This is a genomic window from Flexibacter flexilis DSM 6793 (genome assembly GCF_900112255.1).
GTDB lineage: Bacteria > Bacteroidota > Bacteroidia > Cytophagales > Flexibacteraceae > Flexibacter > Flexibacter flexilis.
Genome location: NZ_FOLE01000006.1, coordinates 180722 through 201207, shown reverse-complemented (window position 1 = coordinate 201207; position 20486 = coordinate 180722). Strand labels below are relative to the sequence as shown.

The window sequence follows — 20486 nt, the reverse complement described above, 5'->3', positions numbered from 1 at the left end:
TGCCCAGCAAATCCCATTTTTTATTCTAAAATTTAACATTAACCCTGTATTATTGTATTTATGAAAGGAATAGGCAAAGAATTTATCCACAAAGCGGGTTATGCCTTGCTGTTTGTAGGCCTGATGAGTGCCTGTGTTACACGCAAAAAATACGATGAAGTAACGGCACAAAGTGCGCGTTTGCAACAAGATAAAGCCGATTGCGAAACCAAACTCACGGCTTTGCAACAAGACAAATTGGCTTTGGACAAACAAATGAAAGAATTAGCGGAGTCTAACGACAAAATAAAACGCGATTCGACACACGCTGGTGGCATTTTGCGCCGTACACAAGCCCTTCTCAACGACGTTTCGGACAAATATGACAAGTTAGAAAAGTCTTATACTCAACTGCTTAATAGCACTATGGCAGAAACTGGCAATTTGTCGAAAGAGCTTTCGCGCCGCGAAAAAGAACTTTATGCGATGGATCAGAATCTTTCAGCCAACCGCACTAAACTCGAAGAAAATCAACGCCAACTTAATTTGTTGAGCGACAATTTGAAAGAACGCGAAAAACGCGTACAAGAATTAGAGAAAATTTTGGCCGACAAAGACAAAGCCGTAAACGACCTCAAAGCCAAAGTAAGCGGTGCATTGCTTAATTTCAAGGAAAAAGATTTGACGGTTTCTATTAAAAATGGCAAAGTGTATGTATCTCTTTCTGAGCAACTTTTGTTCAAATCGGGTAGTTTTGCAGTGGACAGCAAAGGTGTAGAAGCCCTCAAAAAGTTGGCTTCGGTGTTGCGCGACAATTCGGATATTAACGTAACCGTAGAAGGCCACACCGACGACGTGCCTTTGGCCAAATCGACGGCAGGCATGACCGACAACTGGGATTTGAGTGTGTTGCGTGCCACGTCTATCGTGCGCGTGCTGACCAACGAAGGCGTGCGCGGTAGTTCACTGACGGCGGCAGGTCATGGTAAGTTTTTGCCAGTTTATGACGGAACAAGTGCAGAAGCTCGCCAAAAAAATCGTCGTACCGAAATTATTTTGACACCAAAACTCGACGAGTTGTTCAAAATTTTATCGAACTAATAACCGTTTTATCATACACAGGCCGTACATCGGTCCGAACATCAAACGCCAATCCGAATAAAGCCGCATAGCTGCACGGATTGGCGTTTTTTGATTCTATGCCCTTGCGCTTCAATAACACTAACAATGTTTACGCGTTCTTTTTGTAATACAATAATTCACAAAAAAGGCCAAAACTTACACTATTCTTAGTACCTAAAAGCAGTAGTCTTTTTAAGAAAAAGTTCCGTTTTGTCAAATTAAATTTTGATATAAACAGAGTTTGTTCTCATAAAACTGATAATCAGTATTTTATATACTGCAATCGTTTGGTAAATGTAAATTACTGATAATCAGTATGTGGATAAGTTTTTAAAGTTATTTTTCTTTTTCTCAAAACTACCCATATTTTTGTAGAATGAATCTAAGCAAGGGTTCAATACATAAACGGAACTATTGCTTCTTGCTTTACTGTTAAGCAAAAAACTTACACACTTATCACAGTGTATTAGCAATATTTTTTACACCAAAATTAATCTCATTCTTAACCCAAAAATTTTTGTTTCCCAATACAAATACATTATCAATAAACTATGCAAGTAATTAAACGAGATGGGCGTCGCGAGAGCGTGAAATTTGATAAAATCACGGCCAGAATACAAAAATTGTGCTACGGCCTCGAAGAGCGTTTTGTGGATTCGATAGATGTAGCCAAAAAAGTAATTGATGGTCTCTATGACGGTGTAACTACTGCCGAGTTGGACAATTTGGCCGCCGAAACTGCTGCTGCCCTCACTGTAAAGCACCCCGATTATGCCGTGTTGGCTGCTCGTATTGCAGTTTCTAATTTGCATAAAACAACTAATAAGTCCTTTTCTAACACGATTAAGCGACTTTACCAATACATAGACCCCAAAACGGGAGAAAATGCCGCCCTCATTTCTAAAGAAGTGTATGAGGCAGTGAAAAAGCACGCGGCTTTGTTGGATTCGTCCATTATTTATGACCGCGATTTTGGCTATGATTACTTTGGTTTCAAAACATTAGAGCGTTCGTATTTGCTCAAAATAGATGGCAAAATTGTAGAGCGTCCGCAACAAATGTTGATGCGTGTGGCCGTAGGCATTCACCAAGACAACATCGAAGCGGCTATCGAAACCTATAATTTGATGTCGGAACGTTGGTTTACACACGCAACACCAACACTTTTCAACGCGGGTACGCCAAAACCACAGCTTTCGAGCTGCTTTTTGCTTACAGCCAAAGAAGATAGTATTGAAGGCATTTATGACACGCTGAAAGATTGCGCGAAAATTTCGCAGTCGGCGGGTGGTATTGGTTTGTCTATTCATAACATCAGAGCTACAGGCTCGTATATCAAAGGAACGAATGGCAACTCAAACGGTATTATCCCGATGCTACGTGTGTTTAACGATACGGCTCGTTACGTGGACCAAGGTGGCGGAAAGCGTAAAGGCGCGTTTGCGATTTACCTTGAGCCTTGGCACGCCGACGTGTTCGACTTCTTGCAACTCAAGAAAAATCATGGGAAAGAAGAATTACGCGCACGCGATTTGTTCTATGCTCTTTGGATTCCTGATTTGTTCATGAAGCGTGTAGAAGAAAATGGCGAATGGTCGCTTTTCTGTCCGCACGAAGCCCCGAATTTGTCGGAAACGTATGGCGATGAATTTGAGGAACTTTACACGCGTTACGAAGCCGAAGGCCGCGCACGCCGTACCGTAAAAGCCCAAGAACTTTGGTTTGAAATACTGGAGTCGCAGACCGAAACAGGTACGCCGTACATGCTTTATAAAGACCACGCCAACCGTAAGTCGAACCAAAAGAATATTGGTACAATTAAATCGTCTAACCTTTGTACCGAAATCATGGAATATACTGCACCAGATGAGATTGCGGTATGTAACTTGGCTTCGTTGGCTTTGCCAAAATACATTACGGCTGACGGTTATTTTGACCACCAACGTTTGTTTGAGGTAACGAAAGTAATTACCAAAAACTTGAACCGTATCATTGACATCAATTATTATCCAGTGGACGAAGCGCGTAAGTCTAATATGCGTCACCGCCCAATTGGTATTGGTGTGCAAGGCTTGGCCGATGCGTTTATTCGTTTGCGTATGCCATTCGATTCGCCAGAGGCTCGCGGCCTAAACAAAGATATTTTCGAAACAATATATTTTGCAGCCGTAACAGCTTCTATGGAGCTTGCCAAACGCGATGGTGCTTACGAAACGTTTGCGGGTTCGCCGATTTCGCAAGGTATTTTCCAGTTTGATATGTGGAACGTTACGCCAGATTCTGGTCGCTGGGATTGGGAAAGTTTGCGTAAAGAAGTAATGCAACACGGTGTGCGTAACTCTTTGATGCTTGCGCCAATGCCGACGGCTTCTACTTCACAGATTTTGGGTAATAACGAATGTTTTGAGCCTTATACTTCCAACATTTACAACCGCCGCGTATTGTCAGGTGAGTTCCCTGTGGTAAATAAACATTTACTTAAAGACTTGGTTTCGTTGGGCTTATGGAACGACCGCATGAAAAATAAACTTATCGAAGCCAACGGTTCGGTACAAAACATTGCGGATATTCCTCAAAACATCAAAGACATTTACAAAACGGTTTGGGAAATTAGCCAAAAAGCCATTATCGACATGGCCGCCGACAGAGGCGCGTTTATTTGTCAAAGCCAAAGCCTTAACATTCACTTGTTAGACCCGAACTTCGGCAAACTAACGTCTATGCACTTCTACGCATGGAAAAAAGGCTTAAAAACAGGTATGTATTATTTGCGTACCAAGTCGGCTGCCGACGCTATCAAGTTTACGATAGAAGCCCAAAAGCCACAACTCAGCAACACGGTGGTAACCATCGAGCAAAAAGCCTCTGACATGGCTTGTTCGCTGGACAACCCAGACGCTTGCGAGTCTTGCAGCGGTTAACCTACTGTTTATCAATAAAATAAAAAAACCTCTCTGAGTCATGTCGGAGAGTTTTTTTTTATTGTCTCAAAATGTAAATAAACTATTTCAGGACGTGGCGCGCCAAAAGAGCTTGCACATCATAAACGTTTACAGATTTATTAAATCTTTTGGAAATGCTTGGTAGAGCCTCACTCGAAATCCAGATTTTTAGCTCCGCGTCAAGGTCAAAAGTACCTGTAGTTTCTACGCTAAAACGCGTAATGGCTTTGTAGGCAATAGATAAATATTCTACTTTGCTGCCCGTAAGTCCTTGTACATCAACCAGAATCAGGCGTTTGTTTGTAAAAATAAAAGTGTCTCTGATAAGTTTGAAACCCATTTCGATACTTTCATCTTCAATCAAAAGTTTACCAAAATCTTTTTGTAAGTCGTCGGGGTTTACAGCTCCTGCATTCCCCATAATTCCAGAAAATAATCCCATCGTTTTTTTTGAATTGTTTTAGAATAATACGGCAATTTGATTAGATAAAATCACTTTAAAAAGCGTTCGTAAATTTGTTCGGGTAGTGGCTCGGCGGCCGTCGGCAATTGTGGTTTTGGTTTTGCCCAATCCAAGTGGCCGCGCTGCCAAGCATACGCCAATCCAACGGCCAAGATTAACACAAAAAATCCCATTTCGGCCAACGCAAACCAACCCCACGAACCGCCCGAAGCGGCTTGCAATTGCTCGTTGCCGAAAACCGTCGCCCACGGAAACATAAAAGCAAGTTCCACATCAAACAAAATGAAAATCAGGGCAATTACATAAAACCGAATATTGAATTGTCCCCAAACCGAACCGATGGCTTCTTCGCCACATTCGTAAGGCAAATTCTTTTCGGGATTGGGTGCATCGGGGCGCAAAACTTTTGAAATAAGTAAATTAATTCCCAAAAAAGCCGCTGCTCCCAACATGAAAAGCAACACTAATCCAAAACCCGAAATTTGAAAATCTGTTTGCATTTTCGTTAGGCTAATAAAATGTTTTTCAATGCTTTATACTCATTGGCAAGCTCAATTTTGTGCGCAGGATTTTGCAAAAATGCTTGCAATGCTTTCGGTACGGGTGGTGCAAAACCTAATTCCTGCATCACGATTTCGGGGAATTTGGCAGGGTGTGCCGTTTCCAACAATATCGTTTTGCGGGCGGCTAATTTATCCTGAAACTTACGGTAAGCTGCCGCGCCAACTGCGCCGTGCGGTTCGAGTACGCAAGCGTATTTTTTGTAAAAATATTTGATGGTCTCTACGGTTTCGGTGTCAGAAATGGCCACCGAAAGCAAATGTTCGCGCATTTGGGCGATGTCTGGGGCTTGGTGCGTGTAGCCGTCTTTGTCCAGCGTGCCGCCGTAAAGCTCAAAATATCTGGCCAAATTGCTCGGATTGCCTACGTTCATGGCGTTGGAAACAGCCGCCACCGACGGACTAATTTTTTTATAAATACCATTTTTCAGAAAATCAGGTACGGCACGGTTGGCATTCGTCGCGATAACCAAACGCTCCACAGGCAAACCCATCCGACGCGCCAATTCTGCGCCCAGCGAGTTGCCCAAATTGCCCGACGGAACTACAAAATTGATGGCTTCGTCTGTGTGTTCGGTTAATTTTTGCCACAAATAAAAATAATAAACGGCCTGCGGCAATACGCGGCCAACGTTGATGGAGTTGGCCGAAGAAAGATTGAGACTGGTTAGTTCTTTGTCTGCAAAAGCCTGTTTTACAATATTTTGGCAATCGTCAAACTTCCCGTCGATGGCCAGAGCCTGCACGTTGCCGCCGATGCGGATAAGTTGCTGTTCTTGTACAAAACTCACTTCGCGTTGCGGATACAGAATATAAACTTTCACGCCTTCGATGCCCTGAAACGCTGCGCCGATTGCGCTGCCCGTGTCGCCAGAAGTGGCCACCAACACCGTAAGTTTTTGTTGGGCAGGCAGAAAATAACGCGTCGCACGCGCCATAAAACGCGCCGCAAAATCTTTGAAAGAAGCCGTCGCGCCTTGGTCGAGACGCGCCACCCAGAAATTTTTATCTATGTTTTCCAAAGGAATATCAAAACCGTAAGCATCTGCGGCGATAGCGGCCAAATCGTCCTTGCTCATTTGTCCTTCCACAAAAGGAAAAAGCACTTCTGTAGCGATTTGGGCGTAGGTTTTGCCGCGCATGGTTTGTAGCTGCTCCGCCGAAAAGTGCGGCAGTGTTTCGGGCATAAACAAACCCGCATCTGGGGCGATGCCCATAAGCAATGCCTCCGAAAATGTATGCGTTGGTATATAGCCGCCCGCCAAATGTCTGTTGGTACTAAAGTATTTCACTCAATAAAGATGTTAGATAACTGTTTGGTTCAAAAATAGTAATTAGAAGTTAAATATGGCATGAAATGGTCTTAAAGTTATGAATAGGGCGTGTATTTTATTGCACACATAGCAAGTAAATGACGAATCATTATTTCTTTTACTTACACAAAAACAAAAGTACCTATATATCGATTTAAAAAAAGCAAGCATTTGTTTTAAAAGAACAATCTCTTACATTTTTTATCCGCAAATATTCGTCAATATAATCGGGCTCAAAAAAGTTTGCGAATACACAGAAAACCATTATTTTTGGGTGCTAAACAGTCTTTTGTTTGTTATTTATTTTACCAGAAAGACTAATATTGCATTTACACCAAATAAAATTTTACAAGGCTACCATTTACCCCAAAGTTTTGATAGCCAAAAATCACAGCCAAAAAATTATTACACCTTTTCACAACATATTAGAGCAAAGTGGGAAAAAAACAGCATTCAGACACGCTACTTGCCATTGACAAAGCAAGTGTTTTGGCCGACTATCGTTTGGGTCAAGCCAGCCGCCAAGCCAGTTTGCTAGGCCGCAAAGAAGTTTTTATGGGCAAAGCTAAATTCGGTATTTTCGGTGACGGGAAAGAATTAGCGCAATTGGCGATGGCCAAAGCCTTCCGCAATGGCGATTTTCGTGCAGGCTATTACCGCGACCAAACATTTATGTTTGCGATTGGCGAGCTGACTATTCAGCAATATTTTGCCCAACTCTACGCCCACACCGACGTAGAGGCCGAACCCGCTTCGGCTGGTAGGCTTATGAATGGCCACTTTGCTACGCGTATGCTCAACGAAGATGGTAGTTGGAAAAACTTGACCCAACACAAAAACTCTTCGTCAGACATCTCCCCTACCGCTGGCCAAATGCCGCGTTTGTTGGGCATGGCCTACGCATCCAAATTGTACAGACAAAACCCCGCCTTACATCAATATACGTCGTTTTCGGACAACGGCAACGAAATCGCTTTTGGCACTATCGGCAACGCTTCCACTTCCGAAGGAATGTTTTATGAAGCCATCAACGCCGCAGGCGTGTTGCAAGTACCAATGCTAATGTCTGTGTGGGACGACGAATACGGCATTTCTGTTCCGAAAGAATACCACACCACCAAAGGCAACATCTCGAAAGTTTTGGCTGGTTTTCAGCGAAATAACAAAGAAAAAGGCCTCGAAATTTTTACGGTTCGTGGTTGGGATTACGCCGCGCTTTGCGAGACGTACCAACAAGCTGCCGAACTTTGCCGCACGCAACACGTACCCGTATTGGTACACGTGCAAGAAATGACGCAGCCGCAAGGACACTCAACGTCGGGCAGCCATGAGCGTTACAAATCCAAAGAGCGTTTGGAATGGGAAGCTGATTTTGATTGCCTCAAAAAAATGCGTGAGTGGATTTTGGAAAACGAAATTGCGACCGCCGACGAGTTGGACGAAATAGAAAAACAAGCTGCTAACGAAGCCAAAGACGCACGTAGTGCCGCATGGAATGCTTTTGCCCAAAGCATCAAAGCCGAACAAGCCGAAGTGTTGGCCTTGTTGGATGCCTTGGCCGCCGAATCGGTACAAAGCCAAGCCGTTGGGCAATTGCGCGAAGCCTTAGCGGCAACATCTAACCCGATTCTTTCCGACCACTACAAAGCAGTTCGTAAAGCATTGCTAATCACGCGCCAAGAAAATACACTTTCGCGCCAAGCCTTGCAAGCGTGGTACGAATTGGCCAAAGAAAAAGCACACGACCGTTATAGCTCGCATTTGCACAGCGAGTCGGCGGAAGCGGCTTTGCGCGTGGCCACAGTTCCCGCAGAATATGCCGAAGAGGCACCGTTGGTAGATGGCCGCGAAGTAATGCAGGCTTGTTTTGATGCCATGTTTGCACGTGATGCGCGTGTGTTCGCTATCGGCGAAGACGTGGGCAAAATTGGCGACGTGAATCAAGGTTTTGCAGGTTTGCAAGAAAAATATAATGAAATCCGCATCACGGATACGGGTATTCGCGAATGTACGATTATGGGACAAGGCATTGGCGCAGCTTTGCGCGGCTTGCGCCCCATTACCGAAATTCAGTATCTGGATTATTTGCTTTACGGTTTACAAATTCTTTCCGACGATTTGGCGTGTTTGCAATACCGCACCAAAGGCGGCCAAAAAGCTCCGCTCATCGTGCGCACACGCGGCCACCGTTTGGAAGGCGTTTGGCATTCGGGTTCGCCAATTGGCATGATTCTGCATTCGTTGCGCGGCATGAACATACTTGTTCCGCGTAACATGACACAGGCCGCAGGTTTCTATAATACCATGTTGCTGTCTGACGAACCCGCTTTGATTATCGAATGTTTGAACGGTTACCGCCTCAAAGAAAAAATGCCTACCAACATCGGTGAAATGACTGTGCCGTTGGGCGTACCAGAAACTTTGCGCGAAGGTTCGGACATTACTATCGTAACGTATGGCTCTATGTGCCGCATCGTGATGGAAGCTGCCGCTACACTCGAAACGTTGGGAATTAGTGTAGAAGTAATTGACGTACAGACTCTTTTACCTTTTGACGTAAACCATAGCATTGTAGAATCTTTGAAAAAAACCAACCGCGTAATTTTTGCGGACGAAGACGTAGAAGGTGGCGCAACGGCTTATATGATGCAACAAGTATTAGAAATTCAAAACGGTTATCGTTGGTTGGATTCTGCGCCTGTAACCATTACGGCCAAGCCGCACCGCCCAGCCTATTCTTCGGACGGGGATTATTTCTCCAAACCTTCCGCCGACGACGTGGTAGAAACGGCTTACGCGATTATGCACGAGGTTTCGCCAACGGATTTTCCAGCGATATTTTAGAGAAAATTAAATTTCATAAATCAACAAAAACCCGCAATCCCAATACCAACGGGGTTGCGGGTTTTTTATACACTTAATTTTAACTCTATAATCAATTTATTTTTCCATTCGGTACGCCACGACTATCGCCGAGAGCACCGTAACCGCGCCAATCAGCAAGACGGAAGCCATTAGTCCAAACGCATCGGCCACCAGTCCCGACACCAACGCGCCGACGGCATAGCCCAAATCGCGCCAAAATCTGAATGCACCTAAACTTTCTGCGCGTTGTTGGGGGTGCGTAAAAGCCGCGATAGCTGCCAAAAACGTAGGATAAACCAAGGCCGTTCCCAAGCCCAACACTGCGGCCAAAGCCAGTAATAAGCCAAAATCTTGGGTGCGAGCTATCGCCAAAATCGCGAAACCTTGCGCCAACATTCCCCAAAAAAGCATTTTCTTTTTGGAATAAATATCCGACATCTTGCCTGTGAACAGTTGCCCAGAACCCCAAACTACAGGATATGCAGCCGCCAAAATGCCTATTTGTGCCGTGTCGAAAGCCTGTGTTTGTAGCAGCATCGGGAACAAACCCCACATCATGCCATCGTTAAGGTTATTAACAAAACCCGCTTGCGTAATGGCACTAAGCGTTTTGTTTTGGAAAGAAGTTTGCAGAAAAACATTATCTAACGCTGGGCGAATAGTTTGTTTAATTTCTTGATTTACAAAATGTTGTGTATCTTTCACCAAAACCCACGACAAGCCCAAACCCGCCAATGCAATCCCCAAACCCACGTAAAACGGATACGGTTTTATACCAAAGTGGCTGGCCAAATATCCCGTCACAAAAGCCATCAGGCCGACGGCCAGATAACCCGCAAACTCATTGAGTCCCATGGCCAAACCTCTGTCTTTTTCGCCGACAAGGTCAATTTTCATTACGACGGTGCTACTCCACGTAAGTCCCTGACTGACACCCAGCAAGACATTTGCCAAAACAACCCAATTCCAGTGAGGCGCGTACAATAAAATAATCGGTATCGGCACGGCCAATACCCAGCCTGTTACTAACAATTTTTTGCGACCGAATCGGCTTGCCAACTTGCCCGTAAAATAATTGGTCATGGCTTTGGACAAACCAAAAGCCATGATAAACGAAAGAACGGCAGTGCGGGACGTAACCCCAAAAACAGTGGCGGCGAATTGCGGAAAAATACTGCGTTCCAGCCCCACCATGCCCCCGACAAAAGCATTTATCACCACCAACAACGTGAATTGTTGCCAGTTTTCCTTTAGTCCCAAACGAATTTGATTGCTGGTCATTTATTTAAAATGCGATTTTATACAAACAAAAAAACCGATAAGAAAACAAGTAACTTATCGGTTTTTCAATTCTCTTTAGTGCAAAGCTTCTGCGACTTTTTCGGCGGTTGGCACGTCGTTGTAATGCCATTTGCCTTTCACTACACCATTTTGCAGCAACCAGAAACCTGGGTCGGAACGCATGATGGTTTTCAAAACTTTGCCGTCGGCGTAATAGTACGGAACAGCCAATTGCACTTCGTGGCGGAACGCCTCAAAGGTCGCGTGGTCGGAGGCCGTCAGGACAATCGGTTCGATTTTAACAGACGAAACACTTTCCAGTTGCTTTACCAACGCATTGATTTGCGGATATACACTTGGGTTGGTTTTGGCTACGTTGGTGATAATGATGCAAAATTTATTGCCTTCAAAAGTCTGTTTCGTGAAGTCGCCTTCGTCGTTCCAAACGCTATAATCCGTGATTTTGGGTTTCGCGCCAGCTTTCACGAGCTTTTCCACTCTGTCCACATATTTCCAAGTAGTATCTTTCCAAATGCCCGAATCGGTGTAGAGTTTATCGCTCATTTCCTTTTCTTCGCCCGATTTGGAGTTTTTAAGTTTGAACACATATTCGTATTTGTCGCCCTCTACACCTGGCGGCAAGGTCATGGATTCGGGAATATTGGCACCTACTTTGTAAGGGCGGAAATCAATAAAAGGCAAATGACGAATCGCCCAAATTGACACAAAAAATGCCGCTGCCGTGCCCGCAACCGTGATACTCATCGCAATTTTTTCTGACCAACTGGCCTGCAAATGTTCTTTGCCCCAAAGCAAAACCAAAATGAGCACCAGCAATACAATATCTTTGGTAAACGAACCCCAAGGCGTGAGTTTGATGGCATCGCCGAAGCAACCGCAATCCGTTACTTTATTGAAAAAAGCAGAATAAAACGTCAGGAACGAGAAAAAAGCAATCAGCCCGAACAAGCTCCAAACCGTTGCTTTGGGTTTATACAAAGCCAACAATGCAATCCCCAACACCACTTCCAGCACACACACCAACACGGAAAGCGTAAGGGCGTAACTAGCGAAAAAGTGCCAAAGGCCAGACATTACCGAAAGGCCAAGCGTGTGGTCTTCGGCAAAAACGTCAAAGTATTCTTCGAGCTTGATGGCTGTGCCTACGGGGTCGTTGAGCTTGATTAGCCCCGAAAAAATAAACAAAATGCCTACGAAATATTGGCAAATCAGTACAATCCATTTTTTCATGATAAATCCTAAAGTTATGAGTAAAAGAAATGAATGTTGGGTATAAAATTCTTTTTCAAAAACAAAACTAATGCAATCTTTCCAAAAATGGGTAGAAATGCTGTGTTAAAGAAAAGTTAATGCTTTGGGATCAACACCGCAACGCACCTTTTTAATTCCCCAAAAACAAACCAGCCCTCGCGTTGGTGGCGAAGGCTGGCAAGTTGTGTTATTGAAAATAATGTTAGTGCTGCACGCTGACTTTTTCGCCAACTTTTTGTTTGCCGACGATAAGGCGCAAATAATACATTCCTGCCGTCATTTGCTGCAAGTCGATGTCTTGTTCGTATTTGCCTGCGGCCATTGTGCCTTTTTCTTCCACAAAAACCCTTTTGCCGAGCATATCTATTAGCTCAATCGTTACTTCGTCGGCCTGCGCCACCAAATAACGAATGTTCAATGTTTGATTGGCGGGCACAGGGCTAACAGCCAACAAAAACGAATTGTTACTTATCACTTGGCAAGCACTGTTATTATCTGGCGTAATTTCTTGTGCGGGATTTGGTAGCTGCGTTTCGGCACAGACAAACGGCACTACATTATTGTTACGGACATTAAGTTTTGCCCCAAACGTATAAACCAACGCGGCATTTGGCAGAATACTACCCGTCCAAGTTTCCTGAATGGTCAGTCCGTCGCTGGTTTGTGCCTTCATGGTAAGTGTGTTTAGCTCTACATTACTTTCGTTTTGGATGCGGGCGGCGATGGTCAGTGAACCACTACCCGACACCGACAAATTCGACAATTTTACACCTTTGGTGATATTGACAAAAACCCCAGCCGAATGCGTTGCCGTATCGCTACAAGCATTGCGTATGGCTTTGAGTGTAACCATATACAAACCTTCAGCGGCATAAGTATGCGTCGGGCTGGTTTCGGTGCTGGTTTGTCCGTCGCCAAAATCCCACAAATAATTAACGGCATTGCTGGACGTATTTTGGAAACTGACATTAAACGGTGCACCCGTAAACGTAGTAGTTAGGACATTAAAGGCAGCCACTGGCGGCGCAGCTACTGGGAACGAGAAAATCGGAGAAGCCGCTTCGCAACCTTTTTCGGTGAAAATTTTGAGTTGTACACTATAACCCGTACCGGCAGGCAACAATACTTGCGGGTTTTGGGTGGTCATGGTCTGAATGATTTGGCTGTTTTGGGTAATAGTCCAGAACCAAGCCACAGGCACATCCGAAGGGGTTGGATAAGTGCTATTGTCATGGAAAGTAAACGGCGTGCCCACACAGCCTTCTTCGATGGAAATACTGGCCTGTGGTATGCCCGAAATCACGATATTTTGAGAAGTTGTGTTAGAGCATTGTCCGTCTTGTACTGTAAGGATCACAGGATAAACCCCAGCGTTTGCGAAGGTAAATGTTGGATTGGCAAGTGTAGAAGTTCCCAAATCGGCGGTATTGGTTGCATTGCGGAACTGCCATAAATACGTGAGGCTACCGCCAATACTGCTACTTTGATTGGTAAAAGTAACTGGTTTGCCCATACAAATGCTCTGAGCCGAAAATGCAGCCGTTGGCGATGGTGCAACCGAAATGACAATATCAGCGGTATCTTTACAGCCATATTGTGTCGTGATGATAAGTTTTACATTATAAAGCCCCACATTAGTATAAGTATGCGAAACGGTTGCTGCATTTTGAGTCGGCGTGCCGTCTCCAAAGCTCCAATCGTAGTTAGTAATCAGACCTTCCGAAATAGATGATGTCGCGCTTAAAATCAGTGGGCTATTACGGCAAGCGGCTGTGTTGGTGTTGATAACTGCTTCTGGGCGTGAATAAATAGTAATAGATTGTGATACAGTACTAACACAACCAACAGAATTGGTTACCTGTAATGTGATTTGACGCTGCCCAGCACTGCTATAAGTTATAGTAGGGTTCAGTTCGGTAGAAGTTTGGTTATCGCCTAAATGCCACAATACATCTATAATGTTAGCACTATTGCTATTGGTGGTAAAATGCACGGACGATCCTTCGCAAAAATCATTACTCACCCCAATACTAACAGCGGCTCCCAAGTTCGTAACATCTACTGTTTTGGTTACAACATTTTCACAGCCTCCATTTGCCCAAACCGTTAGGGTTGCCGTATAACTACCCACTTCCGTAAATAAGAATTTGGGATTCTTTCGGGAGGACGTGAACAAGATCGCTTGGCTTGCATCTTTTATGACCCATTGATAAACATTGATTTGGTCGCCAACATCGGTGGTACTTGCATCGGTAAAAGCAATGGAATCATTGGCACAAAGCCCAATACTTGAGTTTTGGAATGAAAAATTGGCTTGCGGAGGATTATAAATCTTAATAGTTTTTTGTTTGAGACTATTACAGCCTGAACCAGAGCCAACATTATAAGTTACGTTATAAGTGCCAGCTTGGGCAAATATGTGGCTGGCATCCTGAGTTGTGGCGGTATTAGCACTAGAACTTGGGTCATCAAAGTTCCAAGAGTAGGTAAGTCCTTGTGTATTAGGATCTACAACAGACGTGTGAGTAAACACAACTGTCTGACCATTACAAAACCCTCCCGATTGTATAAAATCAGCCGTAACGGGGTTTTTTACTTGTATGGGCTGAGACATACTATAACTATTGCCATTGGTATCCGTAACGGTTACGGCAATATTATAGTTGCCATTTTGGGTGTAAATTACATTAGCAGAATCCCCTCCTGCAACAATTGGACTGGCAACGTTACAAGGATTAGGAAACTTAAACTTATACACAAAGATAGGCACAGCAGCTGAAACACCAATAAGTTTGGTTTCTGAGCTATTGGTTGTCAGCATATCAAAACCAACCATATTATTTGCCAATCCACCATTATTTCCCATGTCCGTAACAGAAATCGCATTATTTGCCATCTTATCACCGAAGCTAATCTTAAAGTGATTATTTATATCATTGGAAAAAGAAACCACAACAGCATAATATTTGCCATTATCACGCCATAACTTAAGGCCAGTAGGAAACTTATTCGTGCCAATTGAGATACGTTTAAAAGATGGTTTTTGATGCAATCCTTTACTGAAATCTAATCTTACGACCGCCCCTCCTTGCTGGTCAGATACCAATGCATACCAGCGATTACAGTCTTTTATCATAGAAATACGCTGAATAGACACCGCAGAATCTACAACAAAAGAAGAAACTGAAGGACTATTAAGATACGAATTGCCAAAATTATAAACCGCTATGGTACGAGAGGCACTATTATTCACCACCAATAAATATTTCTGGCCATTTTCTTCTGCAAGCTCTATCCCATCAGGCATATTGAGTTGGCCTCTACCCGAAATCATCGAAAACTGAGGCGTGTTGCTAGATAATGATTCTCCATTCCAATTAAGGCGAACCAGTTGGCTTGCAATTGAGGCATTTATAACAGGGGCATTAGACAAAAAACCTATCCACTTTCCATTCTCTTTCACCAATTTAGCATCAAAGCAATTCAGAACTGCACCTTGGGTCGGGTAAATAAACGAACTTGCTCCATTGTCAAAGTTTGTACCAAAACGAGTGAAGATGATAGGCATTCCTTCACTGGTAGAAGCCACCAGCCCAAAATATTCTGAACCGTCTTTTACAATGCTTATTCCCCGAGCTCTTACCATATTGGGTAATATTGAAGATGACTCAAACGAAATATTATCACTCAAATCTCCCGCACACATATCCCAAGCTATCTGATTGGTTGTATCTGTATTGGCTGTAAGCAGAAGGTCTTGATTGGCGCAAGCATTAGCAGGCGTATTCATAGACACAGACGGACAAGCATATACAATATCAGCCCCTGCAGTAGTAGAAGATACTACCACCGAATCGGCAAAAGAACTTATCCAATCCCGCGAATCGGACGACTCCAAAGAAATATAATAAGTTCCTGCCTGTGTGTAGGCAAAGTTGTTGATCACTGCATCATGGCGGATAGGTTGCGGAGTGCTACACGGATTAGGAAAAGACCATTTAAGCACACCCAAACTATTGTTATTCAGAGCAGCAAAACCATGCCATTGAGAACCCACCTTAATAAATTGAGCATCGCGAATATCTACATCAGCAATAGAAAATATATTACCACTCCAAACTTGCCTACTCAAAGGACTCTCCATCAATGAGTTAAACTTAAAATAAGCCATAGTACCTATCCTTGTAACTCCGATTGCATAGATTTTACCCATTTCTCTGTGCAAAGAAAGTTTTACGAACTGATTAGTGGCGGTTATTTCTGTGAGGCCAGCCGTCCATTGTGTCGTAACATTTTGATAAGAAGGATTTCGATTGAGCGACATCCCAAAATTAAGGCGAATAATTTTACCACTATTACTCACCACTACCATATACCAAGTATTACAATCTCGAATAACAGACATACCATACAATGCCCCTGAGTTATTGGCTTGCAACACGGGATTATCTAAAAATGTAACGGTTGGCGTATTCAGAAACGAGGTACCAAAACTCAAACGAACCAATAAATTATTGATTTGGCCTACATTGTTACAAGTAATAAACGCATACAAAGAATCTCCATCTTGTACAATTTCGATGTTCTCAGGTTTGGTAATACCAGTTACAGCTAAAGGACTAGCTGTAACAATATCACTGTTCACTGAATCAGCAAAAAACAGTCGTACTAAATTTCCTGTGGACGAATTAATGGCCAAACCATAAAGTGCGGTATCCTTACGAAAAACTCTTACACAAACAGGAGCACTTAAAGCATTGGGCGTAGTGCCACTTGCTGGATTACCCAAAAGCACAGGAGTAGCAGTATTGGCAAACGAATTACCAAAATCAAAACGTTGCCACGGATTATTAATCGTAGCCGTGGTAAAAAATGGGGCAAACAAATAACACTTATTTTTATCTGCCACTACACTGACGTTGCGAACAAAATAACTTGACGTAAAGGACTGTTCCAACAATGGCATTTTGCTTAAATCACCAGCACATAAATCCCACTGAAATTTGCTAGCCCCCGCCGAACTTCCATTCGTCGCTCCGATATTAGCTAATGTGTTGGCAGTATGTGTACTTAAACTAAAATTGGTTTCGGGGCAATTTTTTAAAATATCTATCTGCTTCGTAACCGTATGCTTACAACCTTTGTTTGTTGTAATCGTAAGGCTAACATTAAAAATATCTGCTACGCTAAATATATGCACAGGATTAGAAAAAGCAGAAGTATTATTAGCTCCACTAGAAGGGTCGCCAAAATCCCAAGTCCAATCAACAATAGTTTGTCCAGCTGCTACCGTACTTATATCCGTAAACGGCACCGACATATTCGGAAAAATAAGTGTTGGCGCACTAAAATTGGCCGTTGGTAAGGGAAGTATCGTAACATTTCGCGTAAAACTTGAAATACATCCATCAGTAGAGGAAACTCTAAGGGAGACCGTATATGTTTTTATCTCTGTAAATTTATGCTTAGGATTTTGCGTCGTATCCGTTGTGTTATCTCCAAAACTCCAAAGCCTGCTTCCTTCCAAGTAAGCTGTCCCTGCAGGGAAAAAAGAGCTATCCGTAAATGCCACGGTATCTCCAAAACAAAGACTTTGGTAACCAAAATTCACTTCTGGCCCAAGCACCACATTGACCGATTTAGTAACCTCACTGATACAACCATTTCCCGTAACAATCTTAAGTTTTACATCGTAAGTACCAGGAGTAGTATAAATTGCTGCTGCATTTTTAGTATTAGCCGTAGTACCATTACCCAAATCCCATTGCCATGTTACTACTGTATCGATGGGAGATATAGAATTATCCGTAAAAAAATTCTCGCCACCCGAACATACAGGATTTATATACGTAAAATCTGCGACAGGTGCGGCAGCCTGATAGACTATTTTTCGCTGACGTGAATAAGCCACCCCATTGCCATCGGTAACCGTAAAAGTTACATTATACTGATCAGGTGTTGTATAAGTATGTGTTGCGTTGGCGGTTGTAGCAGTATTGCCATCACCAAAATTCCAAAGATAGGAGGCTGGCGTAGCACCAACACACGAATTACTTGTAAACACAAAGGTAGGATTGTTACACGAGCCTTCTATATTATATTTAATATTAGAAGAGGTTACCACAACAGAATCTCGTGCGGTGCTATTTCCATTAGTGAAAAGAGAAAAATAATATTTTCCTGGCGCATTATAGACAACGGACGGCAGAGCTGTCGTTGGATTAGAAACCGTAGCACTTGTACACAAAGTTCCCATGCGCAAACGATATAGTTTAGCATCGGAAGAAGCACTAACAAAATATGTATAACCCTGACTTTCTGCAATACCAAACCCTAAAAGAGTATTTGCTGAACCCAAGACAGGAAGAGGTGAAACCGTAGGATTAAGACTAAAAACATCATTAAAAGAAAGTAAATACATCCCCTGCCCCAACGAGCTAACTATGGCATAAAACTTGTTAAAACGCTTGAAAAGTGTAACATCAATCAACACATTACCCGCAATAGACCCTTTATTTATTTCTTGGAATGTTGCCTGAGAAAAGATAGAACTACCAAAATTAATTTGGTACAGTTGCCCGCCTAGCGTACTGGCAATTCCCACCCACTTATTACAATTTTGAAGTACCTTAAAGCGAGAAAATGCAGCACCTGACAACGAAGAAACAACAACGCTTGCCCCCGTAATGCCATTAGCCAAGCTATTACCTAAATTAACCACAATAAGATTTTGAGAACCTCCACCTGCTGTTAGTAAATAATAAGAGCCATTTTCTTTCACTATTTGTAGCCCACGAACACCTGCTAAACCTGGTAACGACTCTGCTGGCGATGCAACAGGCGTATTAGTAAGCGATGTCCCGAAGTTCAAACGAACAAAGGCATTTCCTCCTCCGTCATACGCCGACACAATTCCGTACCAATTGCCATTATCTTCTTTTATGACTGCGATAGAATAGCAACTACTCAGTCCCAAACCAAAAGAAGTGGAAATCGGCGGCTGCTCTAAGCCATTCACATAATCTAACCTTGTGATACTGTTACGGTCATAATTAGCTATAAATGAGTGCCATATCGTACCATCAAAAACCAAATCATGCCCATAAGTATTATCAGGAGACAATGAGAACTGCGCTATTCCTGTCGGGTTACTTAATGCTCCTCCATTACCACAAAAATCCCACTCATAACTCGAAGCCCCTACCGACGTATTGGTGATGGGAATGGGTTGATTGACGCAGACAGTGTCAGCATCAATGCTAAAAGAAGCCGTTGAGCATTGTTGCGCCTTACCCAAAAATGGAAGCATTGCAAGCAAACCAACTAACAAACGAAAGTAGAGGATACGAGTCATAAACCAGTGTTTTTGTGTTGAAAATGAGTGTATTGTAATGTTATTATTATTGACCTAATGCCTTGAAAACGCCATCTGGGTTGTTTTGAAGCTGGCGAACGCGTTTTTCCAAATCATTCACGCCCACAGGGTCAAGGCTGTTTACTAAATTGCTGTATTCGAGTTGCAAACTGGTCTGGACTTGCTGCACGCGCTCCATGTCATAACGCGCCGAATATTCCAACCACATCGAATCATTAAACAAAACATCCTGAATCTGAGACAAATTGCTCATTACTTGGCTGTTCTGTTGGGCGGTTTCTTCGGCTACTTTCTTGCGGCGACTTATCACCCAATATACGCCGCCGCCAATGGCCGCCAAACCAAAAATCCACAAACCCCAATTCGTAGCATTTTTACTTTTTTGCTCAGAATGTTCTTTTTCAGTGAGTTGTGTCAAGAATTTCTCGGCCATCAAACCTTGTGCCGAACGGCTTGCCGACGCTTTCAGGCCTTCGGGTTCTGCATTTTGTTTGGCCGTGCGTACCAAATTTTTATCAAAAGTGCCATCTGCATAAATTTTGTCGCCTGCCACCAATACTACCAAATGGCTACCGCCTGCCGCAATGCCTGCTTTCTGCAAACTGTTCAGCATACTTTCTGGTGCGCCAATGGCCTCTTTGGAAACTGCCACACGCACTTGCAATTTATATTCATTCTCCAAAACAGAGATTTGTTTTTCTACCAACTCCTTATCTTCGGCGGTGAATGCACCTGTTAAGTCCACCAATTTATTTCCGTTGGCGATTTGAGTTTCGTATTCGTGTAAAAATGGGTCTTTGCCTGCCGCCGCCGTGCTGGTGGCCGTAGCAGTTGCGCTGATGTTGGCCAGTGTTGCTTTGCTCAAACCGCAGTCCGAAAGTTGCTCCTCGAATTTGGTCATAGAGCTTGCGCCTGCTTTGTCGGGGTCGCCTTCAAGGGCTTTTTTGAAGAAAATAGCCGCTTTGTTGCACTCGCCCATTTTCTTATAACAAAGCGCAATCATGTAATTGCTTTTGCCTGCGTAATGTTCTGGGTTTTCCGACAACGACTTTTCGAAGGCTTCTATTGCCTTGCCGTAGTTAGACTGTTCGTAATACGATTTTCCATCTTTGAACGCCTTGCCACCTGGTGCAGCCAACGCCACCGAACCACTGAATAACATTGCAAAAGCAATAAGCCTATATTTTTTTGTAATAAAATTTTTCATGTTGAGGGGTAAAAATATTTGTTTAAAAATAATGCCGAACCCTAAAATACAAAAGTAAATCAGAATTCGGCAATTAAAATATTGTCAGAAAATTATTTATTGATTGT

10 protein-coding genes are annotated in these 20486 nt (G+C 43.3%); 3 read left to right on the top strand and 7 right to left on the bottom strand.

The window, feature by feature from the left end:
• Positions 1–60: 60 nt before the first annotated feature.
• Both BM090_RS11220 and BM090_RS11215 read left to right on the top strand, forming a co-directional pair.
• The gene (locus BM090_RS11220; RefSeq protein ID WP_245756719.1) at positions 61–1080 is read left to right on the top strand and encodes an OmpA family protein; all 1020 of its coding nucleotides are present in this window, start codon (positions 61–63) and stop codon (positions 1078–1080) included.
• Between the two features lie 572 nt (positions 1081–1652).
• On the top strand, positions 1653–4022 hold the full coding sequence (locus BM090_RS11215; protein ID WP_091512596.1) for a ribonucleoside-diphosphate reductase subunit alpha: 2370 nt from the start codon (positions 1653–1655) through the stop codon (positions 4020–4022).
• An 82-nt stretch (positions 4023–4104) separates the two neighbouring features.
• Here BM090_RS11215 and BM090_RS11210 read toward each other — a convergent pair whose 3' ends face one another.
• The 3 genes from BM090_RS11210 to thrC are packed head-to-tail and all read right to left on the bottom strand — an operon-like array spanning position 4105 to position 6358.
• A complete protein-coding gene (locus BM090_RS11210; protein WP_091512592.1) occupies positions 4105–4485 on the bottom strand; it encodes a PH domain-containing protein in 381 nt (126 codons plus the stop codon).
• 50 nt (positions 4486–4535) lie between these two features.
• The gene (locus BM090_RS11205) at positions 4536–5006 is read right to left on the bottom strand and encodes an NADH-quinone oxidoreductase subunit A (RefSeq protein WP_091512589.1); all 471 of its coding nucleotides are present in this window, start codon (positions 5004–5006) and stop codon (positions 4536–4538) included.
• 5 nt (positions 5007–5011) lie between these two features.
• On the bottom strand, positions 5012–6358 hold the full coding sequence (gene thrC / locus BM090_RS11200; protein WP_091512586.1) for a threonine synthase: 1347 nt from the start codon (positions 6356–6358) through the stop codon (positions 5012–5014).
• A gap of 456 nt (positions 6359–6814) precedes the next feature.
• Here thrC and BM090_RS11195 point away from each other — a divergent pair, with 456 nt between their 5' ends.
• Positions 6815–9223, top strand: coding sequence for an alpha-ketoacid dehydrogenase subunit alpha/beta (locus BM090_RS11195; protein ID WP_245756718.1), 2409 nt, complete (start codon positions 6815–6817; stop codon positions 9221–9223).
• A 96-nt stretch (positions 9224–9319) separates the two neighbouring features.
• Here the strand turns inward: BM090_RS11195 and BM090_RS11190 are convergent, their stop codons facing one another.
• The 4 genes from BM090_RS11190 to BM090_RS11175 form a co-directional block, all read right to left on the bottom strand.
• Positions 9320–10525 carry an MFS transporter gene (locus tag BM090_RS11190; protein WP_091512582.1) on the bottom strand — a complete coding sequence of 402 codons (1206 nt, stop codon included), beginning with the start codon at positions 10523–10525 and terminating at the stop codon, positions 9320–9322.
• A gap of 75 nt (positions 10526–10600) precedes the next feature.
• Complete coding sequence (locus BM090_RS11185) at positions 10601–11776, bottom strand: BT_3928 family protein (RefSeq protein ID WP_091512579.1); 1176 nt, start codon at positions 11774–11776, stop codon at positions 10601–10603.
• A 223-nt stretch (positions 11777–11999) separates the two neighbouring features.
• Positions 12000–19151, bottom strand: a complete 7152-nt coding sequence (locus tag BM090_RS11180; RefSeq protein WP_091512576.1) for a PKD domain-containing protein — start codon at positions 19149–19151, stop codon at positions 12000–12002.
• Between the two features lie 46 nt (positions 19152–19197).
• Entirely contained in the window at positions 19198–20379 is a 1182-nt protein-coding gene (locus tag BM090_RS11175; protein ID WP_091512573.1) for a tetratricopeptide repeat protein, read from the bottom strand.
• Positions 20380–20486: the final 107 nt, after the last annotated feature.